The 23,870-nt window shown below is 60.5% G+C and carries 20 protein-coding genes, 3 pseudogenes and 1 riboswitch; of the genes and pseudogenes, 17 read left to right on the top strand and 6 right to left on the bottom strand.

Features of this window, described 5'->3' with window-relative positions; genetic code table 11:
- The first annotated feature begins 149 nt into the window (after positions 1 to 149).
- The 8 genes from HX812_RS07955 (at position 150) to HX812_RS07920 (ending at position 6,816) form a co-directional block, all read left to right on the top strand.
- Positions 150 to 1,118 (top strand): hypothetical protein, encoded by a 969-nt coding sequence (locus tag HX812_RS07955; RefSeq protein WP_038851320.1) that lies wholly within the window; start codon positions 150 to 152, stop codon positions 1,116 to 1,118.
- 85 nt (positions 1,119 to 1,203) lie between these two features.
- Positions 1,204 to 2,007 carry an AraC family transcriptional regulator gene (locus tag HX812_RS07950; protein WP_033902075.1) on the top strand — a complete coding sequence of 268 codons (804 nt, stop codon included), beginning with the start codon at positions 1,204 to 1,206 and terminating at the stop codon, positions 2,005 to 2,007.
- Between the two features lie 134 nt (positions 2,008 to 2,141).
- The gene (locus HX812_RS07945; RefSeq protein WP_016976715.1) at positions 2,142 to 2,960 is read left to right on the top strand and encodes an ABC transporter ATP-binding protein; all 819 of its coding nucleotides are present in this window, start codon (positions 2,142 to 2,144) and stop codon (positions 2,958 to 2,960) included.
- Positions 2,957 to 3,721 carry an ABC transporter permease gene (locus HX812_RS07940; RefSeq protein ID WP_016976714.1) on the top strand — a complete coding sequence of 255 codons (765 nt, stop codon included), beginning with the start codon at positions 2,957 to 2,959 and terminating at the stop codon, positions 3,719 to 3,721. Before HX812_RS07945 ends, HX812_RS07940 begins: the two co-directional genes overlap by 4 nt.
- Before the next feature lie 24 nt (positions 3,722 to 3,745).
- Positions 3,746 to 4,786 (top strand): ABC transporter substrate-binding protein, encoded by a 1,041-nt coding sequence (locus HX812_RS07935; RefSeq protein ID WP_038851321.1) that lies wholly within the window; start codon positions 3,746 to 3,748, stop codon positions 4,784 to 4,786.
- Positions 4,783 to 5,667 (top strand): PhzF family phenazine biosynthesis protein, encoded by an 885-nt coding sequence (locus tag HX812_RS07930; protein WP_038851323.1) that lies wholly within the window; start codon positions 4,783 to 4,785, stop codon positions 5,665 to 5,667. Before HX812_RS07935 ends, HX812_RS07930 begins: the two co-directional genes overlap by 4 nt.
- Complete coding sequence (locus HX812_RS07925) at positions 5,664 to 6,125, top strand: RidA family protein (RefSeq protein WP_038851324.1); 462 nt, start codon at positions 5,664 to 5,666, stop codon at positions 6,123 to 6,125. Before HX812_RS07930 ends, HX812_RS07925 begins: the two co-directional genes overlap by 4 nt.
- A 70-nt stretch (positions 6,126 to 6,195) precedes the next feature.
- Positions 6,196 to 6,816, top strand: a complete 621-nt coding sequence (locus HX812_RS07920; RefSeq protein WP_033902081.1) for a lipoprotein — start codon at positions 6,196 to 6,198, stop codon at positions 6,814 to 6,816.
- Between the two features lie 36 nt (positions 6,817 to 6,852).
- On the opposite strand, the pseudogene HX812_RS07915 reads toward HX812_RS07920, so the two are convergent.
- Both HX812_RS07915 and HX812_RS07910 read right to left on the bottom strand, forming a co-directional pair.
- A pseudogene (locus HX812_RS07915) lies at positions 6,853 to 7,739 on the bottom strand (nitrilase family protein).
- 150 nt (positions 7,740 to 7,889) lie between these two features.
- Positions 7,890 to 8,135, bottom strand: a complete 246-nt coding sequence (locus HX812_RS07910; protein ID WP_038851326.1) for a DUF6124 family protein — start codon at positions 8,133 to 8,135, stop codon at positions 7,890 to 7,892.
- 441 nt (positions 8,136 to 8,576) lie between these two features.
- Here HX812_RS07910 and HX812_RS07905 point away from each other — a divergent pair.
- The 8 genes and pseudogenes from HX812_RS07905 to HX812_RS07870 all read left to right on the top strand — a co-directional run.
- Positions 8,577 to 8,873 (top strand): annotated as a pseudogene (locus HX812_RS07905) (type II toxin-antitoxin system HicB family antitoxin); the annotation flags it as partial.
- 11 nt (positions 8,874 to 8,884) lie between these two features.
- Positions 8,885 to 9,229: an FKBP-type peptidyl-prolyl cis-trans isomerase gene (locus HX812_RS07900; protein WP_033902084.1), complete on the top strand. Its 345-nt coding sequence runs from the start codon at positions 8,885 to 8,887 to the stop codon at positions 9,227 to 9,229.
- 11 nt (positions 9,230 to 9,240) lie between these two features.
- A complete protein-coding gene (locus HX812_RS07895) occupies positions 9,241 to 9,840 on the top strand; it encodes a GNAT family N-acetyltransferase (RefSeq protein WP_038851327.1) in 600 nt (199 codons plus the stop codon).
- 568 nt (positions 9,841 to 10,408) lie between these two features.
- On the top strand, positions 10,409 to 13,114 hold the full coding sequence (gene mgtA, locus HX812_RS07890; RefSeq protein ID WP_038851328.1) for a magnesium-translocating P-type ATPase: 2,706 nt from the start codon (positions 10,409 to 10,411) through the stop codon (positions 13,112 to 13,114).
- A gap of 16 nt (positions 13,115 to 13,130) precedes the next feature.
- Positions 13,131 to 13,847, top strand: a complete 717-nt coding sequence (locus HX812_RS07885) for an MgtC/SapB family protein (protein ID WP_033902087.1) — start codon at positions 13,131 to 13,133, stop codon at positions 13,845 to 13,847.
- Between the two features lie 298 nt (positions 13,848 to 14,145).
- Positions 14,146 to 14,772 (top strand): response regulator transcription factor, encoded by a 627-nt coding sequence (locus HX812_RS07880; RefSeq protein ID WP_033902088.1) that lies wholly within the window; start codon positions 14,146 to 14,148, stop codon positions 14,770 to 14,772.
- Position 14,773: 1 nt separating this feature from the next.
- Positions 14,774 to 18,388, top strand: coding sequence for a transporter substrate-binding domain-containing protein (locus HX812_RS07875; protein WP_038851330.1), 3,615 nt, complete (start codon positions 14,774 to 14,776; stop codon positions 18,386 to 18,388).
- 134 nt (positions 18,389 to 18,522) lie between these two features.
- Positions 18,523 to 18,945: a chemotaxis protein CheY gene (locus tag HX812_RS07870; protein WP_038851332.1), complete on the top strand. Its 423-nt coding sequence runs from the start codon at positions 18,523 to 18,525 to the stop codon at positions 18,943 to 18,945.
- Here the strand turns inward: HX812_RS07870 and dkgB are convergent.
- From dkgB to HX812_RS07850, 4 genes and pseudogenes are all read right to left on the bottom strand, one after another.
- Positions 18,942 to 19,760, bottom strand: coding sequence for a 2,5-didehydrogluconate reductase DkgB (dkgB, locus tag HX812_RS07865; RefSeq protein WP_038851334.1), 819 nt, complete (start codon positions 19,758 to 19,760; stop codon positions 18,942 to 18,944). The genes HX812_RS07870 and dkgB overlap by 4 nt on opposite strands.
- A gap of 87 nt (positions 19,761 to 19,847) precedes the next feature.
- Positions 19,848 to 20,778 (bottom strand): annotated as a pseudogene (locus tag HX812_RS07860) (ABC transporter substrate-binding protein).
- Complete coding sequence (locus HX812_RS07855; RefSeq protein WP_038851336.1) at positions 20,775 to 21,134, bottom strand: ferredoxin; 360 nt, start codon at positions 21,132 to 21,134, stop codon at positions 20,775 to 20,777. Before HX812_RS07855 ends, HX812_RS07860 begins: the two are co-directional and overlap by 4 nt.
- On the bottom strand, positions 21,134 to 23,062 hold the full coding sequence (locus HX812_RS07850) for a TonB-dependent siderophore receptor (protein ID WP_038851337.1): 1,929 nt from the start codon (positions 23,060 to 23,062) through the stop codon (positions 21,134 to 21,136). Before HX812_RS07850 ends, HX812_RS07855 begins: the two co-directional genes overlap by 1 nt.
- A gap of 90 nt (positions 23,063 to 23,152) precedes the next feature.
- A riboswitch (cobalamin riboswitch) is annotated at positions 23,153 to 23,358 on the bottom strand.
- 114 nt (positions 23,359 to 23,472) lie between these two features.
- Between HX812_RS07850 and HX812_RS07845 the strand changes: the two genes are divergently transcribed.
- On the top strand, positions 23,473 to 23,868 hold the full coding sequence (locus HX812_RS07845) for a carboxymuconolactone decarboxylase family protein (RefSeq protein WP_038851339.1): 396 nt from the start codon (positions 23,473 to 23,475) through the stop codon (positions 23,866 to 23,868).
- The last annotated feature ends 2 nt before the right edge of the window (positions 23,869 to 23,870 follow it).

Below are 23,870 nucleotides of genomic sequence, written 5' to 3'. Positions count from 1 at the left end.
TGAAGTACGACACCCGCACCTCAGGATAGTGCAGCGGCAATCCGCGATACGGGGTGCGAATGCACCAGATGGCCTGGTGCATTTGAGCGGGGACGGCAAGCAGCCGTCTCGCCAGACTGAAACGGTCAATCACTATCAAAGGATCGAACATGACCACTGTCTATGAAACCAACCGTTCGCTGTTTCGCGTGTCCTGGAGTTCCGTGCTGGCCGGTAGTGCAATCGCCCTGGTGACCTACTTGGTGCTGAGCGTGCTGGGAACGGCTATCGGTGCCAGCGCTGTCGATCCGATGCAGGCCGGCAACCCGCTCAGCGGTTTCGGCACAGGCGCCGGGATCTGGCTGTTTGTCTCGACGTTGGTGGCAATCGGCGTGGGAGCCTTCGTGGCCGGGCGTACTGCGCCGGATCGCGGTGGCCTGCACGGCGTACTCACCTGGACGCTGACCACCTTGCTCACCACCTGGCTATTGGCCGGGCTGGCCGCGAGTGTTGTCGGCACAGCCGGGAATGTGGTGGGCAAGGGCCTGTCGGCCGCCGGTAGCGGCATTGCGGCGGCAGCGCCGGGTATTGGCGACAGCGTCAAGCAGCAACTGAACGAGCAGGGCATCCAGCTGGATTGGAACAGCCTGCAAGGCGAGCTCGACACCTTGCTCAAGCAAAGCGGCAAGCCTGAGCTGGACCCGGCCAACGTCGAACAGAAAACCGATCAGGCCGCCGCCGATGGCAAACAGACTGCCACCGATGCGGCGACCCACCCGGCCCAGGCAGGTGATCAGTTGAAGCAGTGGTTCGAGCGCGTCAAGGCTTCCGGTGAACCTGCGTTGAATGCTGCGGATAAAGACGCGCTGGTCAACATCGTTGCTGCGCGTACGGGCAAGAGCAAAGAAGAAGCCACGCAGATCGTCGACAACTACGCCCAGGCTTATCAACAAGCCATGCAGAAGGTCGATGAACTGAAACAGCAGGCCGAGCAGAAAGCCCGTGAAGCCGGCGAAGTGGCCGCCAAACAGCTCTCCCGCGCGGCGTGGGGCACCTTGGCGATGTTGCTGCTGGGCGCAGCGTTGAGCTTCCTGGTGGGGCGCATGGCCCTGACCACGCGTCGAGTGCCGTTGGCTTAACGGGGTTTGCAGCAAGGACGCTGCTTTTCGCTGGCACCAAACATGCTAGTGTCAGCACTCCAACACCCACCGGCAGTGCCTGGCGATGCGTGATATCTACAGCGTCTTCAACTCCAATGGCGCCTATGAAACCGGGGCCCATGCCCATGACGAGTTCATGCTGATGGTGCCCGAGCACGGCTTGCTGCGCTTCAAGGACGAAGACAGCGGGCGCACCACTTCGGTGATCGAACGCCAGTTCGTGCTGGTGCCGCCGCAGTGCAGCCATTCCTCATCGTCACTCACGGCCAGCCAGGGCCACCTGGCGTTCTATGTCGACCCCGACTACATGCGCTACGCCCTGCGTGACCTGTCCGGCGATGCCAACCGCTTGCTGCGCGTGCCCACCCTGGGCATCTGGCAAACCTCGGCGCCGCTGCACCATTTGCTGCTGGCGAAAAAAGCCTTCAGTCAACCCGACCCCTATGTCGATCGCCGTCGCCAACTGGCCCAGGCCGATCACTTGCTGCTGCTCGAATGCCTGGCGGTTTCCCTCAGCCAGCCGAGCCTGCAGCGCTCGTCTACCGAGCGCCACGGCGCGATGCTGGTGCGCGACGTGAAGGCCTATGTGGAAGGCAACCTCGAGCATGCGCCGGGGCTGGATGAGATTGCGGCGGTGTTCCATATGTCGCGTCGGCACCTGACCCGGCTGTTTGCGCTGCACACCGGTGAAACGGTGCTGGCCTACGTGCAACGGCTGCGCCTGGAGCGGGCACAGACCCTGTTGCGGCACACGCGCATGTCGGTGCTGGAGATTGCCAATAACGTCGGTTATGAATCGCCGTCGCACCTGGCCCATGTGTTTCGGCGGGTGCTGGGCGTGTCGCCGGATGAGTGGCGGCGCGGTTAACCTCAGACCTCCTATTCCCCTTGTCCCAATCCCGCGCATGATCCGGCCCGATCCCGTGCGCCACAAATCTGTCATCCGTTCATCCTCTGCTCACCAACAACAAACAAGTCCGGCGTACCGGACGAGGAGGGGCGGTGAGCGCAAAACCCTTTATCCGTTTTTCAGGCGTGCAAAAAAGCTTCAAAGTCGAGGGCCGCCAGTTTGTGGCCGTGCGCAATGTGTCGCTGGAGGTCCAGCGCGGCGAAATCATCACCCTGGTCGGCCCTTCGGGCTGTGGCAAGTCCACCTTGCTCAACATGACGGCCGGGCTGTTCGGCCCTACCGAGGGCGTGGTGCATTACGACGGCGCCGAGGTCAAAGGCGTCAACACCCGGGTCGGTTACATGACCCAGGCCGATCACCTGCTGCCGTGGCGCACGGTGGCGGGCAACATCGCGGTGCCGCTGCAGATTCGCCGCGTGCCCAAGGCCGAGATCGAGGCGAGGGTTGAGGAATTGATGGCGCTGGTCGGCCTCACCGGTTTCGGCGAGAGCTACCCCAACCAACTTTCCGGCGGCATGCGCAAACGCGCGGCCATGGCGCGCTTGATGGCCAGCGACCCGGAAACTTTGTTGATGGACGAACCCTTCGGCGCCCTCGACGCGCAGATGCGCCTGACCTTGCAGACCGAACTGCTGCGCCTGTGCCGCAAACTCAACAAGACCGTGCTGTTCGTCACCCATGACGTCGATGAAGCCATCGCCCTGGCCGACCGCTGCGTGGTGTTCGCCGGTCGCCCCGGCACCATCGACCATGTGCTCGATATCCCCCTGACCGGTGAGCGCAACCTGGTGCAACTGCGCTCCGATCCACGCTACGTGGAACTCTGCGCCGAACTGTGGAAACGCCTGGCGCCCGACGTTGCCGGCGCCGCTGACCCTTCTTCATTGGCTCACTCGCTGGAGGTCGTATGATCCAGGTCTATCGCTTGCTGTTCCTGGTGTTCCTGATGCTGTTGTGGGAAGGCGTGTCACGCTGGTTTGGCGTGGAATTCTTCATCAGCCGCCCTTCGGCCGTGGCCCAGAGCCTATGGAAAATCCTGCTCAATGGGGTGTTTTTCTACCATGCTGGCATCACCACCCTGGAGGCGGTGCTGGGCTTTTTCTTCGGTTCCCTCGCAGGCTTGATTGCAGGCCTTGTATTGGGCCGTGCCAAATTGCTGGCTGACATCCTTGATCCGTTTTTGACCGCGTTCTACAGCCTGCCGAAAGTGGCGCTGGCGCCGCTGTTCATCCTCTGGTTCGGTATCGGTCTGCCGATGAAAGTCATCCTCACCGCCGCAGTGGTGTTCTTCCTGGTGTTCCTCAACACCTACAGCGGCGTGCGCAATGTGTCCCGCGAGCAACTGACCATCCTGCGCCTGATGGGCGCCAAGGAACGCGACCTGCTGACCATGGTGGTGATCCCCTCGGCCTTCACCTGGGTGTTCACCGGCCTGCGGTTGTCGGTGCCCTATGCGCTGATCGGCGCGCTGGTGGGCGAGATCATCGCGGCAAACCGTGGCCTGGGTTATCTGCTGTCGGATGCGGCCTCGCAGTTCGACACCGCCGGCGTGTTTGCCGCATTGGTGGGGATCATTGCCCTGGCGCTGATCCTGAACACGGCGGTGAAGCTGGCTGAAAGCAAGCTGATGCCGTGGAAAGCCAATGAAGCGGAACGTGAAGTCGCGGTTTAACCCCCTCTGGTTTGGAGCTTGATCATGCTTAAGCGTCTTGTGATTGCCGGTCTGTTGTGCGTTGCCTTCCTGCCCGCCGCCCAGGCCCAGGACCTCACCAAGGTCACCCTGGCGTTCCCCAGCGAAGGCTTCCTGTATGTGCCGATCTACGTCGCGCAGAAGCAGGGCTACTTCGCCGAAGAAGGCCTGAATGTTGAAGTGATCGTGTTTCAAAAGGGCGGCTCGGCGGCGTTGACGGCCGTGCTCGGCCGCGATGCCGATGCCTACGTCGGTTTGCCGGCGGTCGCGGTGCGCGCGCGGTCCAAGGGCCAGAACGTGCAGGCGTTTGCCGCAGTGCAGACCCAATTCGGCAGCACCGTGGTAATCGATGGCGAGTCGGCGCGCAAGGCTGGGGTGTCGGCCGCGTCGCCCATTTCGGCGCGTGCCCAGGCCCTCAAAGGCTTGAAGATCGGCGTGACCGGCCCCGGCAGCACCACCGATATGCTGGTGCGCTACCTGGCCAAGGACGCCGGCCTGAACCCGGACAAGGATTTCACCATCATGCCCATCGGCGGCGCGCCGAACATGCTGGCAGCGTTTTCCCAGGGCAGCATCAACGGCTTCTCGCTGTCGCCGCCCACCGTCACCACGGCGGCGCAGCAGGGCGGGTTTGTGTTGATGGACCTGGCCAAGGGCGAATACAAACCGTTGGACGGCTTCCTGTTCACCGCGATGATCGCCCGCGAGGACTGGTTGAGCAGCAACAAGGCCACCGCCGAGAAACTGGTGCGCGCTATCTGGAAAGCCGAACACCTGATCGCCAGTGAACCGGACAAGGCCCGCGAGTCGGTGCGCCCGTACTTTGCCCACACCGATGAGGCGATCTTCGACGCCGCCTGGACGGCTTCGTTGCCGTCCTATCCGGCCACGCCACGGATCGAAAAAGACGGCGTCGAGAAGAACATCAGCTTCATGAACGCCGTCGAGAATGATCCCGTGACGCTCGACCCGCAGCAGGTCTACACCAACACCATCGTCGACGCCGTGGCGCCGACTGTTTCCACCCTCAAGGGAGAGGCGAAATGACGCCCGAGGTTCATCTGGTCAATGTATTTCCCGCCACTGCGCGTGGCGGCAATCCGGCGCCCACTGTGGCGCTGGCCGACGGCATGAGCGATGCCGATATGCAGCAAGTCGCCCGGGACTACGGGCATGAGTGCGGCTTTGTGTTTGCCGCACCGGCCGGCAGCGATTTCGATTTTTCCCTGCGTTTCTGGGTGCCCAACCATGAGATGGAAATGTGCGGCCATGCCACCGTCGGCGCCATTTGGCTGCTGGATCAATTGGGCATGCTGCACAAGGAGCGCCTGGCACTTTGGACTTTGAGCGGGCGGGTTGATGCCCAGATCGCCAATGCGGGCACTGCGCAGATCCAAGTGGAAATCAGCCAACCCAAGGGGCACGTTGAAACCTTGAGCGATCCGCAGGTTGAGGCCGAGATTCTATCGGTGCTGGGCATTACCTCCAACGAACTGGCGCCGTTGCCGATCCAGAACGCCCGCACCAGCCGTGTCAAAACGCTGGTCGCGCTGAAAAGCGTGGCGGTGCTGGACAGCCTCAAGCCGGACTTCCGCCGCATGGAGCAACTGTGTGAGCGCATCGGCTCTACCGGGTTGTATCCCTACGCGCCGTCGGACCTTGAAGGCCGCCAGTTTGATGCGCGGCAGTTCCCCAAGTCTTCGGGTTACCCGGAAGACGCCGCCACCGGTATCGCGGCGGCAGCATTGTCTTTTGGCCTGCTGGAAAACGGCTTGGTGACCGATGATGATCGTCCGGTGTACATCCGCCAGGGTCGCGCAATGGGCCGGCCTTCGCAGATTTCGCTGCGCTTTCGTCACGATGCGGCAGGGCAGGTGCAGGGGTGCTGGTTGGGTGGGCATGTGGAATTTGTCGAGGAGCCCGCATGAGTATTCGCGAACGTATCGCCGCCTTGGGCTTGCAACTGCCCGAGGCGCCAGGCCCCAAGGGTGACTATGTGCCGGTGACGATTCATGCGGGGGTGGCCTATGTGAGTGGGCAAGTGTGCCGACTGGGCGATGGCGTGATCAGCGGACCGGTGACGGACCAGACCTCGCCCGCGCGGGTGACACAAGCTGGTCAAACCTGTGCGCTGCGTGCCTTGAGCGTGCTGGATCAGGCGGTGGGGTTGGAGAACGTCGAGCGCATTTTGTTTGTGCGTGGCTTTGTGTATGGCGGCGAGGGTTTCCAGAGCTATTCCAAAGTGGTCGACAGCGCTTCCCAGGTGCTGATTGATGTGTTCGGTGAGCAGGGCCGGCATGCGAGGTCGGCGGTGGGCGTGGCGGGGTTGCCCAGCAGCGGCATGCTGGAATTGGAGGTCACCGCCGTTATCAAAACGACTGGATGACAGATCGGCACTCACCTCAATGAGCGCGTAAAATGCCGGTCTTTTTACGCGTATCTCGCAAAGGTGCCCCTTGAGCGCAGGCAAAGCCGTCGGACTGTTACTACTCACCTCCCTGTTGGCGGCGTGCGGCACCTCGCCGCCACGCACGCCCAATGACCTCTGCGGCATCTTCCGCGAAAAGGACGACTGGTACGACGCCGCCAAAGTCACGCAAAAACGCTGGGGCGTGCCGATCCAGGTGCCGTTCGCCATCATGTATCAGGAGTCCGGCTTCCACCAGGACGCCCTGGCTCCCCGCAAATACCTGCTGTGGATCATCCCCTGGGGCCGCGTCTCCACCGCCGCCGGTTACGCCCAGGCCAAGGACGAAGTGTGGAACGACTACCGCAAGAGCACCGGCCGCAGCGGCGCCAGTCGCCAGGACTTCGACGACGCCATCGACTTTGTCGGTTGGTACATGGACAAGACCTACACCGTCAACGGCGTCTACAAATACGACGCGTATGGCCAGTACCTGAACTACCACGAAGGCTGGGGCGGCTACCGCCAACGCACCTACGCCGCCAAGGCCTGGCTGCCGCCGGTGGCGAGCAAGGTGCAGGCGCGTTCACAGCTGTATGCGGCGCAGTATGCGCGGTGCAAGGATGATTTGGGGCGGGGGTTTTGGAGTCGGTTTTGGCGGTGGCTATAAAGACCACAGTGGTAGTGTTGGATGTGTCTCCTTCTCTCAGCGTGGGAGTGCCGGGTGCTGGGTGTAGCCAAGCATCGGATCATAGATATCAGCGCGCCGATCCCTTTGCAGGTCATTGAGATTGTTCCAGATCGGTGCGCTGCGCGCGCTGCTGAGGTCGATATCGGCAAACAGAATCTCCTGGCAGTCCGCCGACGCCACCTTGCCGATGGGCCAACCATTAGTCCCGGCAATCAACGAGCACCCGAGATAACAGGCATCACGCTCTTCACCAATTCGACTGGCTGCTGCGATAAACACGTTATTGACGTGCGCTGCGGTCATCGTCAGATAAGACGCCATGCACTTGCCGGCCTCATCAAATAACGGGGGAGGGGTCCATACCCAGTTGTTCAGGCTACAAATGATATCGGCGCCTTGCTGGCTGAGAATGCGCGGTACCTCGGGAAACCAGATGTCCCAGCAGATCAGCATGCCGATACGTCCAATGGGAGTATCAAAGACAGGGAAACCTGTGTTCCCAGGGGTGAACCATAGTTTTTCCAGGTTCCAGAGGTGTGCTTTGCGGTACTTGCCGATAAAGCCGTCCGGGCCTATCAGGACGCTGGTGTTGAACAATTGCATGCCGTCTAGTTCGCTAACGCCCGCAGCCAGATACACACGATGCCGGGAAGCAAATTCGATCCAAACCTGCACGCTTCTTCCGTTCGGACAATTTCGGCATGGTCAAAGGCATCTTGGCGATTGGCGAAGAAGTAACCGCAATTTGAAAGTTCCGGAAGCACGATCAGTTTGGCGCCACCGTTGGCCGCTTCAGTTGCGAGCGCAAGGCTGTGCTGCAGGTTAGTGGTGCGGTGCTGCGTTCTTACCTGGGGATCAAACTGCACGACAGAAACGCGGACAGGGCTGATAGCTGGGTTCATTGCAGAGGACTCTTATGGGGACTGCTCTACATAAGAGGTGATAGGGCGGCAATGCGTAAATCAGGTGCTTCCGTTTAGGTTGTCAGTTGGCGCCTGCCAATCGGAAGCGCTCAGTCGCGGCAAGAAGCAAGGCTTCTTGCCGCGACTCATTCAAATCGGCTGCATACACTCCAGCGACCGATCCACCATCACACTGGCCATGTCCACCAGGTGCATGACCGACAGCACCAGCGTGCGTGAAGTCCCTTCCAGTTGATCCCCCGCCATCTGCGCCGCAACGGCGGCACAACGCAACACGCTGCTGGCGTGAGCCAGGGCGTCTTCGAAGCTGAGGTCTGGGGTGGTGGTGAAGAATTGCAGTTCTGAAGCGGGTGGCGCGGGGACAAGGTTTTCCATTTTGAAGCTCCTCTAGTCATAAGGAGCCGCCACGACCGCTGCTAAACGGTGGAAGGGTGGCGGCCACACGCAGGTTAGCAGACCGGTGACTAGGAACCCGGTGCACCCGAAGGTGCCCTGCGCATGGCCACCATGAAGCGCGGGCCGAAAAAAAGCGCCCTGCAAAAGGTGGCGCTTTGCGCCTAGTCACATTGGCGGGCTGCTAAACCCGGTCACTGAATTGGCAGTGACCGACGAAGACTAGCCACGTGATTTGAGCGGCGCAAGCGGTTGGGATTCTCTCTGAAACGTCCTGCGAGATAAAGGGAAATGTCACTGCTTTTTTCATGCTCGCACACCCGCACTCTGAGTGGAGGTGATCAGCAAGCTGGTAAAAAATCAGTAAGCCTCAAATAATGATTCGGCTGAATGGCCCTCAAGGGTTTATCCAGAGGAGGAAAAATGAAGTTTCCTGTGGTAGTACACAAAGACGCGGACTCGGACTACGGCGTGACCATTCCTGACGTGCCGGGGTGTTTCTCTGCGGGAAGGTCTTTTTCCGAAGCACTGCATAATGTCCGCGAGGCCTTGGCGTTGCACCTTGAAGGGGTGATTGCCGATCAAGAACAACTTCCGCAAGTGTTAGCGATTGATGTCCACCTGAATAATCCTGATTTTTTCGGTGGATTCTGGGCGATTGTCGACTTGGATTTAATGCCCTATCTGCGAAACACAACTCAAGCAAACATTATCTATCCAACGGATTCCCCATGAACCCCGAAGAACTCCAAATCACCGACATCCGCCCCGGCACCGGCAAAGCCGTGGTCAAAGGCGCGCTGATCACCACCCAATACACCGGCACCCTGGAAGATGGCACGGTGTTCGATTCCTCCTGGGAGCGCGGCAAGCCGTTCCAGTGTGTGATCGGCACCGGGCGTGTGATCAAGGGCTGGGACCAGGGGTTGATGGGCATGCAGGTGGGCGGTGTGCGCACGCTGTTTGTGCCGGCGCATCTGGCCTATGGCGAGCGGTCGATGGGCGCGCATATCAAGCCCAACAGCAACCTGCGTTTTGAGATTGAGTTGCTGGAAGTGCTGACGCGGGATGATTGAGGGCGGACAACATGGAAGTTGATTCACACGGGGTGCCGGCGTGTTCCGTCGCGGGCATTCAGGTCGTTGAGCTGGGTGATCGCGATGAAGCCGAGTTGCAGCGGTTTTTTGAGCGGGCGCCGGATTACTTCATCGCGGTCAACGGCGAACCGGCCACAGCGACCGAAGCGCATGAGGAATTGCAGGGACTGTTACCCGCAGGGTGGGCGTGCAGCCGGATGTATTGGCTGGGTTACCGCGATCTGGAAAACCAACTGGTGGCGGTGGTGAACATTGCGGCGGACTTACTGGTTGTTGGTGTTTGGCATATCGGGCTGTTGCTGGTGGATGCACGCTGGCATGGCACCGGGCTGGCGCGGCAGTTACACGCGGATCTTGAGGCTTGGGCTGCGGGCAACGGCGCACAATGGCTGAGGCTGACGGTGGTCATCGGCAATGCCAAAGCCGAACGCTTCTGGCCTAAGCTGGGTTATGTGCCGGTGCGCACGCGCGAGGGGATTACCATGGGGCGTCAAGTGAACAGGGTCTCGATTCAGGTCAAGGCGCTGGCGGGTGGGCAGGTTGAGGATTACTTGAGGCTGGTGGCGAGAGATCGCCCGGGCACGGTATAGCAACGGATATACGCTAACCCTTGTGGGAGCTGGCTTGCCTGCGATGGCGCAGTGTCAGGCACAGAGTCTCTAGCTGAAAAGCCGCCATCGCAGGCAAGCCAGCTCCCACATTTGATCGTCAGCGTATCTAGGAAAATGGTTTCCTGAACCCACCCTGAAGAATCCTCTTATTCCCCATACGGAAACTTTCCTACGGTTTACTCTCTGATCATCGGGGCGTAAGCTTCGCGCGTTTTCATCAATAGCGGAGACCCTCAGTGGGTACTTGTTCGAGTGACAGTAGTCGGCCGGTTTCGGTAACCGGCACAGGCTTGGCAAGGTAACGCGCATTTTTTCGATGCCGTTGTCTCGCCACTAAAAGCGAGAAGCGGCATCCCGGCAGTGGCCAGTCCTGGCGCCTGCCCGAATCCCTCTCATCGACGCTGACCAGCACCCGGCTCACCTCGGGATGCTACGGACGCGCCTGTCTTTTACGACAGGCGGGCCTAGCTGGCTGTGCCTATAAAACAGGCGCGGTGCAGACGGCGGTACCTGCACGACGGTTTTTTCCTCGCGCAGGAGTAACACCATGAACCTGACTCTGTTGAAAGAGTTCTTTGCCGGCTTCCTGCGGACCCGGCACATCGCCCGGCATTTCCGTCGCCTGGCGATGCTCGAAACCGTGACCGACGCAAGCGTCAGCCGCGAAGTGCCGCCGACCCTGGCGCAAACCCTGGTGGTCTCGGCCAACAGCAGTGCGGTGCAATTGCTCGGCACCCTGGGCAGCCATTCCGAGGGTTTGACCACTCAGGAAGCCGACGCCTTGCGCGTGCAATACGGCCTCAACGAAGTCGAGCATGAGCAGCCGCTGCCGTGGTGGGTGCACCTGTGGCACTGCTACAAAAACCCGTTCAACCTGCTGCTGACGTTGCTGGCGGTGATCTCCTGGCTGACCGAGGACATGAAGGCCGCCACGGTGATTTTCTCCATGGTGGTGCTGTCGACGCTGTTGCGTTTCTGGCAGGAGGCCAAGTCCAACAAGGCCGCCGATGCGCTGAAAGCCATGGTGAGCAACACCGCCACGGTACTGCGCCGCGATGAAGCCAAGCGCATCGAACTGCCGATCAAACAGTTGGTGCCGGGCGACCTGATCGTGCTGTCCGCTGGGGACATGATCCCCGCCGATTGCCGCGTGCTCAGCGCCAAGGACCTGTTCGTCAGCCAGGCGGCGATGACCGGTGAATCGATGCCGGTGGAGAAGTTCGCCCAGCAGCAAGACGCCAAGACCCGCAACCCGCTGGACCTGGAGAACATCCTGTTCATGGGCACCAATGTGGTGTCCGGCGCGGCGACGGCGGTGATTCTGACCACCGGCAACAGCACCTACTTCGGCGCCCTGGCCCAGCGCGTGACCGCGACTGACCGGGCGACCACCTCGTTCCAGCATGGCGTCAACAAGGTCAGCTGGTTGCTGATCCGCTTCATGTTCGTGATGGCGCCGCTGGTGCTGTTCATCAACGGTTTCACCAAGGGCGACTGGACCGAAGCACTGTTGTTCGCGCTGTCGATTGCCGTGGGCCTGACCCCGGAAATGCTGCCGATGATCGTCACCTCCACCCTGGCCAAGGGCGCGGTGTTTCTGTCGCGCAAGAAAGTCATCGTCAAGCGCCTGGATGCGATCCAGAACTTCGGCGCCATGGACGTGCTGTGCACCGACAAGACCGGCACCCTGACCCAGGACAAAATCTTCCTGGCGCGCCATGTGGACGTGTGGGGCGCCGAATCCGATGACGTACTGGAAATGGCCTACCTCAACAGCTACTACCAGACCGGCCTGAAAAACCTGCTGGATGTGGCGGTGCTGGAGCATGTGGAGGTGCACCGCGAGCTGAAAGTCGGCACGGCGTTCCAGAAGGTCGATGAAATTCCGTTCGACTTCAACCGTCGGCGCATGTCCGTCGTCGTCGCCGAGCACGACCAGCCGCACCTGTTGATCTGCAAGGGCGCCGTGGAAGAGATTCTGTCGGTGTGCAACAACGTGCGCCATGGCGACGTCAACGAAGCGCTGACCGACGACCTGCTGGCGCGTATCCGTCAGGTCACCGCCGCGTTCAACGAAGAAGGCCTGCGCGTAGTCGCCGTGGCCGCGCAACCGATGGCGCCGGGGCGCGATACCTACAGCCTGGCGGATGAGAATAACCTCACGCTGATCGGTTACGTCGCGTTCCTCGACCCACCCAAGGAAAGTACTGCACCTGCGCTCAAGGCCCTCAAAGCCCATGGCGTGGCAGTGAAAGTGCTGACCGGCGACAACGAACTGGTCACGGCCAAGATCTGCCGCGAAGTGGGCCTGGAGCAACAGGGCCTGCTGATGGGCAACGACATCGAGGCCATGACCGATGCCGAATTGGCGAAGGCCGTGGAAACCACCAATGTGTTCGCCAAGCTCACCCCGAGCCACAAGGAGCGCATCGTGCGCTTGCTCAAGGCCAACGGGCATGTGGTCGGCTTCATGGGCGATGGCATCAACGACGCGCCAGCATTGCGTACAGCTGATATCGGCATTTCGGTGGACAGCGCTGTGGATATCGCCAAGGAAGCCGCCGACATCATCCTGCTGGAAAAGAGCCTGATGATCCTGGAGGAGGGCGTGCTGGAAGGCCGGCGCACCTTCGCCAACATGCTCAAGTACATCAAGATGACCGCCAGTTCCAACTTCGGCAACGTGTTCTCTGTGCTGGTGGCCAGTGCGTTCATCCCGTTCCTGCCGATGCTGCCGATGCATTTGCTGGTGCAGAACCTGCTGTATGACATTTCGCAGATTGCGATTCCGTTCGATAACGTCGACGACGAGATGCTGAGCAAACCGCAACGCTGGCAACCGGGAGATGTCGGCCGTTTCATGCTGTTTTTCGGGCCGATCAGTTCAATCTTTGACATCACCACGTTCGCACTCATGTGGTATGTCTTCGATGCCAATACGCCTGACCACCAGACCCTGTTCCAGTCCGGCTGGTTCGTGGTCGGGCTGCTGACCCAGACGCTGATCGTGCACATGATCCGTACCCCGAAAATCCCGTTCCTGCAAAGCCGTGCGGCGATGCCGTTGATGGTGATGACCGGCGTGATCATGGCCGTGGGGATTTTCCTGCCGATGGGGCCGCTGGCGCATTACTTCAAGTTGCAGGCGCTGCCGTCGCTGTACTTCGTGTTCCTGCCGGTGATCCTGCTGGCGTACATGGCACTGACCCAGGCGGTGAAGGGCTACTACATCCGTAAGTTTGGCTGGCAATGAACAGGGAAGATTTCCTATGCAAGCAATTAACAACATCAACCTTGAATCCCTGGTCGACACCCTGGTCAGCCTCACTGCGGCCTTTATTCTCGGTGGTTTGATCGGTTTCGAGCGTCAGTACCGTCAACGCACGGCGGGCCTGCGCACCAACGTGCTGGTGGCGGTGGGCGCGGCGATTTTCGTCGACATGGCCAGCCGGCTCGGCGGCGCGGAAGGCGCGGTGCGGGTGGTGGCGTATGTGGTTTCGGGCATCGGCTTTCTCGGTGCCGGTGTGATCATGCGCGAAGAGGGCAACGTGCGTGGGCTCAACACGGCGGCCACGCTCTGGGCGTCGGCGGCGGTGGGCGCCTGCGCGGGGGCCGACCTGGTGCTTGAGGCGCTGTTGGGCACGCTGTTTGTGCTGGCGGCCAACACCTTGCTGCGACCGATCGTCAACAACATCAACCGCCAGCCGTTGGACGTGGTGTCGGCAGAGGTCACCAACATCCTCTATGTGATCGCCCGGCGTACCCAGCAGAAAGCCGTACTGGCCTTGCTGGAAGCGGAGCTGGCACGTTGCAACTATCCGGCCAGTGATGTGGACGTGCGCCCCTTCGGCACGGAAGAAGTGGAGATCGAAGCCACCCTGGCCGTGACGTCCGTGGACGGCGACGAGCTGGACGCGCTGGTGGCGCGAATCTCGATGTCGACCCTGGTGGTGCAAGCGTTCTGGAGTCCAAGTACCACCGAGTAGTCCCCGGCTGTAAGGCGTTGTCCCGCGCGAAGCAGACTATGCTGTTACCAGGAAAAGTCCTACAAACAATCGAGATTATCCCTTCATTTGATAAGCCACACCGTTGTTAAGGTTGCGCCCTTGCGCCTCAGGAACCAGGGCGCAGCTCAACGTTTTGACCGTGCTTTATCAAAAGGAGGGGTCTGTACTGCCTGAAGTGTCATGCGGAGTAATCAGCACCGTTTGTCGGAACTGTTACTTTTCACAGGTAGATAGGTCCCGTGTGATATGTAAGCGTACTGATCCCTCGGGGAGTCTTATGAGCAAAGCTTTAATTGTGGATGATCACCCTTTTATCCGTGCCACCGTGAAGTACCTGTTGAAGCAAGAAGGCTTTGATGAAATCTATGAAGCGGGCAACGGCGCCGACGCCATGCAGTGCGCGCGTGAGCAGCGCCCGGACCTCATCATCCTCGACTTGGCCATGCCCAAACTCGGCGGGCTGGAGGTGATCAGCCGGATCAAGGCTCTGGAACTGCCTTGCAAGATTCTGGTGCTGACCTCCTACCTGGCGGTGTTCTTCTCCACCCGTTGCATGCGCGCCGGGGCCATGGGCTTTGTGGCCAAGACGGGTGAGCTGGACGAGTTGCAAAAGGCGATCCGGGCCATCCGGTCCGGCTACAGCTGCTTCCCCAGCGTGGCCACCAGTTCAGTGCGCCGTGACGATATACAGACTACCGAGCAAGAACTGGTCGACGCGCTGTCGGACCGCGAGCTGACTGTGTTGCAAAAACTGGCCCTGGGCCTGGGCAACAAGGAAATCGCCGAGGATATGCTGTTGAGCCACAAAACCATCAGTACCTACAAGACGCGACTCAAGGAAAAGCTGCGCATGTCTTCGGTGGTGCACTTGTCCAAGTTCGCCCAGCGCAATCATCTGATCTGAAATGACCACCTCCGGGCTGTTGAGATTCACGGCCATCCTGCTGATCGGGTTGTTTTCCCATGCAGCGATGGCCCTGGATGAGCCGCACTCCCTACGGCTCCTCGGTCACGCCACCCTTGAGAACCCAGGCGTGGAGCTTGATGAAAGCGACTGGCGCTGGTTGCGCCAGCGACGCACGTTGGTGATGGGGGTATCGGCACCCGACTACGCGCCTTTCGACCTGAGCAACAACAATGATTTTGAAGGGATCACCGCTGACTACGCGTGGTTGATCAGCCTTATCTTGAGTATCCCTATCGAGGTTCGACGCTACGACACCCGCGATGAGGTGATCGAGGCGCTGAAGCTCGGTGAGGTGGACATGGTAGGGTCCGCCAATGGTTACGAAAAGGCCGACAAGAGCCTGCTACTGTCGCGGTCCTACGCCAATGATCAACCTGTGCTGGTAACCCGCACGGGGGATAGTCATTTACTGAGCGCCGACCTGGCCGGTAAACGCGTGGCGATGCTCTACCACTACATGCAACCCGAAGCGGTACAAGCCTATTACCCCAAGGCGCAGTTGCTGTTGTATGGCTCTACCCCCCAAGCCATCGGCTCCGTGGCGTTCGGTCAGGCGGATGTGTACCTGGGGGACGTCATCAGTACCCGTTACCTGATCAACAAAAATCATCTCAATAATGTGCGCATGGCCGATTTTTCCGGGCTGGAGGTCAATCCGTTCGGGTTCGCGTTCACCGGGGATAACATCCGTCTGCTGAATATCATCAACGCAGCACTGGCCGTTATCCCGGCCAGTCAGCAAATGAGCATACTGCGCCGCTGGAGTGCCGGAGACAGCGGTTTTCTGGAGGCAGACCGACTGCGCTTGAGCGACAGTGAGCAGCGTTGGCTGGAGAAGCATCCACGGGTAACGGTCGCGGTGCTCGACAAGTTCATGCCGTTGTCATTTCTAGATGAGAAAGGGCAGTTCGTGGGGTTGAGCGATGAAGTGCTGTCGCGGATCAGCTTGCGCACAGGCTTGAAATTCGAGGCGGTGCATGGCAATTCGTTGCCTAGGCAAATTGATGAGGTTAGCAGCGGGCGAGTGGACATGCTTGCAGTTATCACGCCCAGCGTCGAGCGTGCCGAAAAGGTCCGCTTTACCCGGCCTTACCTGTCCAATCCTTATGTGCTGGTGACGCGGGCCAACGACGAGCGGTTGCTCACCCTGGAAGATATGCCCGGAAAGCGCCTGGCATTCATTGGCGGCAACAGCCTGGCCGCGCAAATTGCCCGAGACTACCCAGGTATCGAGTTCGTTGACGTCGAAAACCCTGAAGAGGCCATGGAGTTGGTTGCAAAGGGCAGTGTCGATGCGACGGTCATTTCATTGATCAGCGCACGCTACATGATTGCACGCAATTTCCGAGACCGCCTGCGTATTACCAGCACGATCGGTACGGAACCGGCGCGCATTGCCTTCGGTGTCAACCGCAGCCAACTGGAACTGTATTCGATCCTCGAGAAGGCATTGCTGAGTATCACCCCCGAAGAAATGGACGAACTCACCAACCGGTGGCGCAGTGAGATCGTCATCGAAGACAGTTACTGGAGCAGCCATCGCAATGTGATCATCCAGGGGTTTGGCCTGGCTGCGTTGCTGCTGCTGGTGACCCTGGGTTGGGGACTCTACCTGCGCAACCTGATACGCAAGCGCGCCCAGGCAGAACGCGCCTTGAGCGACCAGATGCGGTTCATGAGCGTGCTGATCGACGGCACACCCCATCCGATTTACGTGCGCGATCGCCAGGGCCGGTTAATGGCCTGCAACAACGCATACCTTAATGTATTTGGCTTCAGGTTGGAGGACGTGATCGGCAAGACTGTGGTGCAAACCGACACCGGCAACCCGCCGCAGGCCCAGTCGTTCCATGCCGATTACTTGGACCTGATGGAGCGGGGCGAGCCGCAGATCCAGGATCGCGTGCTCAAGGTGCCGGGAGGTGGCGTGCTGACCATTTACCAGTGGATGCTGCCATACCGTGACAGCAATGGTAGCGTCGTGGGCATGATTGCCGGCTGGGTGGATGTCAGCGAACGCCAGCGCCTGCTGGGCCAGTTGCAGGAAGCCAAGGAGGAAGCCGACGCCGCCAACCGGGCCAAAACCACGTTCCTGGCGACCATGAGCCATGAGATCCGCACACCCATGAATGCGGTGATCGGCATGATCGAGTTGGCCCAGAAAAACGCCGAGCAGGGCCGTGTCGATCAGGATGCGCTGGAGGTGGCGTCGATGGCATCCCGGAGCATGCTGGAGCTGATCGGCGATATCCTGGACATTGCACGGATTGAAACCGGTCACCTGTCCTTGAGCCTGGAGCAGGCCAACCTCCATGAGTTGTTGGCCTCCGTGGCACGCGTTTTCGAGGGGCTGGCGCGGGACAAGGGGTTGCAGCTGCTCGTCGAGTTTGATCCGCTGATCGACCGGATGGTGTTGATCGACCCGTTGCGGTTCAAGCAAGTGGTCTCCAATCTGCTGGGCAATGCCATCAAATTTACCACCACCGGGCAGGTACGTCTGGGCGCTCAGAGCGCACCGGCATTGGCCGGTGACCACTTGAACCTCCGGCTATTTGTGGAAGATACGGGGATTGGCATCAGCGCCGAAGATCAGCAGCGCTTGTTCAACCCGTTTATCCAGGGCAGCAACAACGACCAATCGGCGCGCAGTGGCTCCGGCCTTGGGTTGGTGATCAGCCGTAACTTGTGCGAGATGATGGGCGGTCAATTGCATTTGAGCAGTGTGCAGGGCAAGGGGACGCGAGTGGACGTGACGTTGGCGCTGGCGCTGACCACCGCAACGGCGGTGTCCTTACCTGTTCAACCTGCGCCTGCGACACCTGCATTGAACCTCTTGGTGGTCGATGATTACCCGGCCAATCGCTTGCTGTTGACGCGACAACTGAGCTTCCTGGGGCATCACATCGTGACGGCCGAGGACGGCGCTGAGGGCTTCGCACTGTGGCAGGCCGGGCAGTTTGATGGCGTCATCACCGACAGCAACATGCCCGTCATGGATGGCTACACATTGGCCCGTGATATCCGGGCCCACGAGCGTCAGCGTGGCCTGGTGCCGTGTCTGCTTCTGGGGTTTACCGCCAACGCGCAACCGGAGGAGGCCGAACGCTGCCGGCAGGCGGGCATGGACGGCTGTCTCTTCAAACCGACCGGCCTTGATGACCTGCGCACGGCGTTGGCATCGCGCACCGCGGCACCGGTGGCGGAGGAGGTCGTGCCGGTGTGTGACTTGAGTACGCTGGTCGCACTGACCGGCGATGATACTGCCGGACTCAATGAGTTGCTGGCGCCATTGCTCGGTAGCCTCGCAGAGGACCGCTTGCTGCTATCGGCGCTGCAAGAACACGCGGATTTTGGCAAGTTGCATGACTTGGCCCATCGCGTCAAAGGTGGGGCGCGCATGGTCAAGGCGCCGGCGCTGATCGCGTGTTGTGAAACGTTGGAGGGTGTGTGTGAAAGCAGGGATCGTGATGCACTGGCGGCGTCGGTTGAAGCCATGGGCCGCGCCATTGATAGCTTGCATCACAGTCTGAGCGCCTGCATCAAGCAGGCGTGACTGAAGTGGATGGCCATTCGGTGGATTTGGGAGAGTTCCTACATGGAACAGGAACAAACCTGATTTTGTCTTCGGGATATGTCTGGAAAATGGGCCCCGCTCACCGACGAGCGCTGCCTGCCCAGGGGTTCACCATGCCAAACAAAGCACTGACCATCCTGATTGCCGATGAACAACACCTGCAACGCCTGTATATCGAGAAGATGCTCAACCGATTGGGATATTTCCGGATCGTACCAGTGGAAACCTTTGAAGAGGTCCAGTTGCTCACTGCCATCCCGGCCCGGCCCTTTGATGTGCTGATTATCAATGCGGGGCTGACGGCCCACGCTTACGGGCCTCAACCCCAGGCGCACCACGTGCTGGTCTACGATCACCTGGACCTGAGCACCCGCGCCGACGCAACGCCGGCAGTGCTGGTGCGACTACCCGGCGTGCCTGACAACGTCAACCTCGAACACTTCATGGACATTATCGACCCACCCGCAGCCACTGCTGGCCTGCGGGTGTTGCCGTGGTTGCGGGAGTTATCCCAAGCGCCAGCAGCCGGGATTTAATCCCATTTTGGTGCGATACCCTTGGGGCTGGTCAGGCGATGGCCGCGTTCCAGTTTGGCAATCTGTGCCATGTCGGCGGCGCTCAAGGTCAGTTGCAGGGCCTGGAGGTTGCTTTCAAGGTTGGCGCGTTTGGTCGAGGACGGGATGACCGCGTAACCCGATTGCATGGCCCAGGCCAACGTTACTTGCGCTGGGGTCGCCTGATGGCGTTCAGCGATTTGCTGGATCACCGGGTCCTTGAGCACTTCGCCGTAGGCCAGGGTCATGTATGACGTGATCTGGATACCGTTGGCGGTGGCGAAGTCCACGACCTGGCGGTTTTGCAGGTAGGGGTGCAGTTCGACCTGGTTGGTGGCGATGTTTTCGGCCCCAACGGCTGCAATCGCCTGCTTCATCAGGTCGATGGTGAAGTTGGAAATGCCGATCTGGCGGGTCAGGCCCAGGCGCTTGGCTTCCAGCAACTGGCCCATGAATTCGGCGACAGGCACCTGGTCTTCCGGCGAGGGCCAGTGGATCAGGGTCAAGTCCAGGTAGTCGGTCTTCAGTTTGCGCAGGCTTTCTTTCAGGCTTGGAATCAGCTGGCCTTCGGCGAAGTTGGCGATCCAGATCTTGCTGGTGATGAACAGCTCTTCACGCGGGATGCCACTGGCGGCAAACGCCTGGCCGACATCGGCTTCGTTCTCGTAGATCTGCGCGGTGTCGATCACGCGGTAGCCGAGTTCCAGGCCGGTACTGACGGAATCGATCACCACTTGGCCTTGCAGGCGGAAGGTGCCAAGGCCGAAGGCCGGAACATTTTGCGTTGGGGTAGACATCAGTAACTCCTGAAGGGGGATGAACAATGGAGTCGAGTATCCGCCCGTCGTTCCTTCGGAAAAACCGCCGAATCCGAAAAGGACTCTTTACCGCACGGCACGAATCGCCAGCGCCTTGAACCGCTGTGCCAATGACAGTACCACCTGGCCGCTGCCCATGTTGGGCACCACGTGGGTGAAGGGAATGTCGATCATGCGGTTCTCGCGCACGGCGCGCAGCTTGGAGAGTACCGGGTCGGTGGTCAGCAACTGCCGCTTGCGGCTGGCCGGTGACCATAGGGCGTCGGCCAGCAGGATCACGTCCGGGTCCTTGGCTAACAGGGTTTCATTGCTGACGGTCACCCGTGACAACGGGATATCGGCCAGTACATTGCGTGCACCGGAGGCCATCAGCAAGGTGGTGACAAACCCGTTGGCCTTCGCTATCGAGTCCACCCACTTCACTGTCCAGGTAAAACACCGACAGCGGACGGGCATCACCCATCAGCCCATGGGCGCGCGCCAGGTCAGCATCCAACGCGTCGCTGAGCATTTGAGCGCGTTGGGTTTTGTGCAACAGGGCGCCGAGGGTAAACAAGTCCTGACGGATATGCCCAAAGTAATCCAGAGAGTGACCCGCACAGGCGGCTTCCAGCAGGTACGACGCCACCCCGTTGTTCGCTAGTCCCGTACGTGAGGTCACGCCATCGCCAAAGGCACTGGCGAAACCGCCGACTACCAGGTCTGGGCGCTGTGCATACAGCACTTCACTGGACGGGTATTTCGCCGCGATGACCGGCACGTCAAAGTACTTGCCGTGCCGCTGCGTAATGCCGTTGTCGTCCAGGTACGCGACACCTACCAGCGAAGGCCCGGCATCCAACGCCAGCAGCAAATCGGCGGCGTGCTGGTTGAGTGCCACGATGCGCGACGGTGGTGAAGGAGGCACGCTCCAGTCCTGGGCGCAGTTGCGATAACTGTCTGCCAGCGCCGGTGTGCAGCAGAGCAGGGCGCTCAACCATAGCCATGGCTGTTTCATGGGGCGTCCTTGATCAGCAGGTCTTGCACCACATCGCCGCCCACCAGGTGCACATCCACCAGACGCAGCACTTCGGCCTTGTTGTGCACGCCATACCAGCAACGCTCGGGATACACCGTGAGCACCGGTCCGAGATTGCACGGGAACTGGCAATGGGTGCGCGTCAGCAGCACGCCACCGGGCACTTCGATGTGCTCATGTTCCAGCAGTCGGCGGCGCAGGGTTTTCCACAGTTGCAAGGCGCCGCGCTGCGTACAGCGCGGGCCGGTGCACAGGAGTACATGGCGGGCGTGGTCCGGTATGCGGGACCAGTCGGGATGGAAGTCCACCCCGTCGATTTTGGTGATCTCAGTCATCAGAAGCGATACGTGTAACGCACCTCAGACGTGAATGGGCGGCCGAGGTTGTCGACGTTGCTGGCGCGACTGGTGACGTAGTCGCGGTCGAACAGGTTTTCCACCAGCAGGCTCAGGCGGTGCTGGTGGGCGTTGTCGAGGTAGCGATAGGCATCGGCGTCCACCACGGAGTAGTGGCCGTATTCGACATTTTTCGAGCTGGTGATGTCGCGGATATAGCGGATCGCAGTACCTGCGCCCCATAAGCGGTTTTCCGATTCGAAACCGATCCGTGAACGGGCAAAGAAGCTCGGAATGTCGTTGAGGGTGACGCCGGTGCGGGACTCGGTGAGGTTGCGGGTCATGTCGGCTTGCAGGCTCCACTGGTCGTTGAGCGCAAGCTTGGCGTCGGCCTCGAAGCCACGCATCTGGAGCTGGCCCTGGCCGTTGACCCACTGCACATCGTCAAGCGTGATCAAGTCGGTGATCTTGCGTTTGAACAGCGTGACGCTGGCGCTGAAGTCGCGCTCGCCCAGCAGTCCCTTGTAGTCGATCCCCAGTTCGGCGTTGCGGCTCTTCTCCGGCTTGAGATTGCGGTTGCCAATCTCGTCGCCCGGCTCGTTGACGAACAGCTGTTCGGCGTTGGGCAGTTTGTAGGCCGTACCGTATTGGCCGCGCAGGGCCCAGTGGTCGTTGAGGTCATAGAGCGAGGTGAGCATGCCGACAGTGGCACTGTCACCGCCGCTCATGGCTTCATGCCGCACGCCCACGCTGGGGTGCCAGTTGGGCAGCGCGTCGATCTGCGGTCGCAGTTGCGTATACAGCGCGTGGGCCTGGGCCTTGTTGTCGTCGATCACCAGTACATCGTCCTGGCCCTTGAACCACTGGTTGTCGCTGCCCACCACCAGCACATGGCCGCCTGGCAACTCGGCCTTGCCCTCGGCTTGTACACCCCAGTCAGTGAAGCCCCAGTAGTCGTTGTTGTTACGTACGTTACGACCACCGTCGGCGGTGTTATCGATCCGCGTGTAGCGTGTGTCCCAGTCGTTGATATGGCCCTTGATGAAATAACTCAGGCGCTCGTTGACCGCCTGTTCGAAAGTCGCCGTGGCGATCTGTTGCACACGGTCGTTGGTGGTCTTGTAGTTGTTCACCGGCCGTGCGAAATCAAGGTTGGCATCGGCATATTGGTAGAACAGTTCCAGGCGCGAGTCATCGCCAAACGACTGGATGGCCTTGGTGCCGAAGGTGGTCACTTCGTACGAGCGCTTTTTGTCGCTGACGCGGCCGCTGTAGTCGCTGTTGCGAAACGGCTGGTAGCCCTCGGAGGCGTTGCGGCTGACATACGCCAGCAGGCCGAGGTCGCCCCAGCCGTTGGTGAAGATCTTCTCCACCCGCGCATCGCCGGTGGTGCCGCCGAAGGTATCGACTCCCACGTTCACCTCACCGGACGCCTCGCGGGTCTGCGGGCTGCGCGTGACGATGTTGATGACCCCCGACACCGCCTGGGTGCCGAACAACAGGCTCTGGCCGCCCTTGAGCACTTCGATGCGCTCGATGGCGTTGGCTGGCAGCGTGTCGAGGTAGAGGCCGCCATACAGGCGGTTGTTCAGGCGCACGCCGTCGAGCAGGATCAATGTGTCATCGTTGCGCCCGCCCAGCAGGGAATAGGTGCCGTAGTCGAACGGGCCGTTTTTCGGCGCCACATACAGGCCGGGGATGAACATCTGCATCACCCGCGTCACGTCGGCGGCGGGGCCGGCGCGTTCGATCTGTTCGCGGGTGACGATCTCCACTTTGCTGCCGTACTGGGCCATGGCGGCGACAGTGGTGGATTCCACGGAAGGGGCGGAGACGATCTGCTGGTTGAGCACCAGGGTGTTGTCGTCGGCCAGCAACAGGGGGCTGAACAGCGAGCCAAACAAAGGGATCAGGGAACGTCGAATCATAGTCTTCTCGAAAGTATCTTCGCAGAAGCACGCAGGAGAAGGCATCGCGCGCACGCCGATACCGGCCCATGCCCGCCCACCGCAGGAGTTTGCCTAACAGAAATTCCAGGCCGGTCTCCGGGCTCTCGCGTATGGAACCCTTCACCTTCCCATGGCACGCAGGCCACAGTGGTGTGTCGAAGGGATCACGCGAATACCGTTGCGGGGGCAGCACCGGACTGGCTCAAAAGAGCGTACCGGTTTCCCGTTTCACCCCAAGCACGGCGGCAGGGGGCACCTGAAACAGGCCGGCATCTGAACATTCGCATGACCGTTCGTCAACTCCGTCATCCAGGATTCTCAGGCTTCACTTGCCAGCAATGGCGGCGGCGCGGTATTCCAGAACACTCTCCATCCGCGTTGGACATCCCATGACTCAACATCTCACCGAATACGCCGATGCCAGCCCCGAAGTGCGGGCGGTCTATGACGACATCATGCGCACGCGCAAGGTCGATCAGGTCAACAATTTCTGGAAATGCCTGGCCGCCCATCCGCCGACCCTGCGTCGGACCTGGGAAAGTCTCAAGGAAATCATGGCACCGGGGGCATTGGACCCACTGACCAAGGAGTTGCTCTATGTGGCTGTCAGCGTGACCAATAATTGCCCGTACTGCATCGCGTCCCACACGGCAGCAGCGCGCAAGGCGGGGATGACCGACGAGATGTTCGGCGAGTTGCAAGCGGTGGTCGGCATGGCCAACGAAACCAACCGCCTGGCCACCGGCTATCGCGTGCCGGTGGATGAGGCGTTCAAGTTGCCTTAAGG

Source organism: Pseudomonas sp. IPO3749 (assembly GCF_013386605.1).
Taxonomy (GTDB): Bacteria; Pseudomonadota; Gammaproteobacteria; order Pseudomonadales; family Pseudomonadaceae; genus Aquipseudomonas; species Aquipseudomonas azotoformans_A.
Note: the sequence above shows the minus strand (reverse complement) of the source record. Positions and strands in the feature narration are given on the sequence as shown.

Bases quoted from the DNA above. Each gene is read 5' to 3' on its own strand.
- HX812_RS07885 (WP_033902087.1), top strand. From the start codon at position 13,131: ATGCAAGCAATTAACAACATCAACCTTGAATCCCTGGTCGACACCCTG.
- HX812_RS07935 (WP_038851321.1), top strand. From the start codon at position 3,746: ATGCTTAAGCGTCTTGTGATTGCCGGTCTGTTGTGCGTTGCCTTCCTG.
- HX812_RS07880 (WP_033902088.1), top strand. From the start codon at position 14,146: ATGAGCAAAGCTTTAATTGTGGATGATCACCCTTTTATCCGTGCCACC.
- HX812_RS07855 (WP_038851336.1), bottom strand. From the start codon at position 21,134: ATGACTGAGATCACCAAAATCGACGGGGTGGACTTCCATCCCGACTGG.
- HX812_RS07910 (WP_038851326.1), bottom strand. From the start codon at position 8,135: ATGGAAAACCTTGTCCCCGCGCCACCCGCTTCAGAACTGCAATTCTTC.
- HX812_RS07930 (WP_038851323.1), top strand. From the start codon at position 4,783: ATGACGCCCGAGGTTCATCTGGTCAATGTATTTCCCGCCACTGCGCGT.
- HX812_RS07875 (WP_038851330.1), top strand. From the start codon at position 14,774: ATGACCACCTCCGGGCTGTTGAGATTCACGGCCATCCTGCTGATCGGG.
- HX812_RS07955 (WP_038851320.1), top strand. From the start codon at position 150: ATGACCACTGTCTATGAAACCAACCGTTCGCTGTTTCGCGTGTCCTGG.
- HX812_RS07850 (WP_038851337.1), bottom strand. From the start codon at position 23,062: ATGATTCGACGTTCCCTGATCCCTTTGTTTGGCTCGCTGTTCAGCCCC.
- dkgB (WP_038851334.1), bottom strand. From the start codon at position 19,760: ATGTCTACCCCAACGCAAAATGTTCCGGCCTTCGGCCTTGGCACCTTC.
- HX812_RS07900 (WP_033902084.1), top strand. From the start codon at position 8,885: ATGAACCCCGAAGAACTCCAAATCACCGACATCCGCCCCGGCACCGGC.
- mgtA (WP_038851328.1), top strand. From the start codon at position 10,409: ATGAACCTGACTCTGTTGAAAGAGTTCTTTGCCGGCTTCCTGCGGACC.
- HX812_RS07870 (WP_038851332.1), top strand. From the start codon at position 18,523: ATGCCAAACAAAGCACTGACCATCCTGATTGCCGATGAACAACACCTG.
- HX812_RS07940 (WP_016976714.1), top strand. From the start codon at position 2,957: ATGATCCAGGTCTATCGCTTGCTGTTCCTGGTGTTCCTGATGCTGTTG.
- HX812_RS07925 (WP_038851324.1), top strand. From the start codon at position 5,664: ATGAGTATTCGCGAACGTATCGCCGCCTTGGGCTTGCAACTGCCCGAG.
- HX812_RS07950 (WP_033902075.1), top strand. From the start codon at position 1,204: ATGCGTGATATCTACAGCGTCTTCAACTCCAATGGCGCCTATGAAACC.
- HX812_RS07845 (WP_038851339.1), top strand. From the start codon at position 23,473: ATGACTCAACATCTCACCGAATACGCCGATGCCAGCCCCGAAGTGCGG.
- HX812_RS07895 (WP_038851327.1), top strand. From the start codon at position 9,241: ATGGAAGTTGATTCACACGGGGTGCCGGCGTGTTCCGTCGCGGGCATT.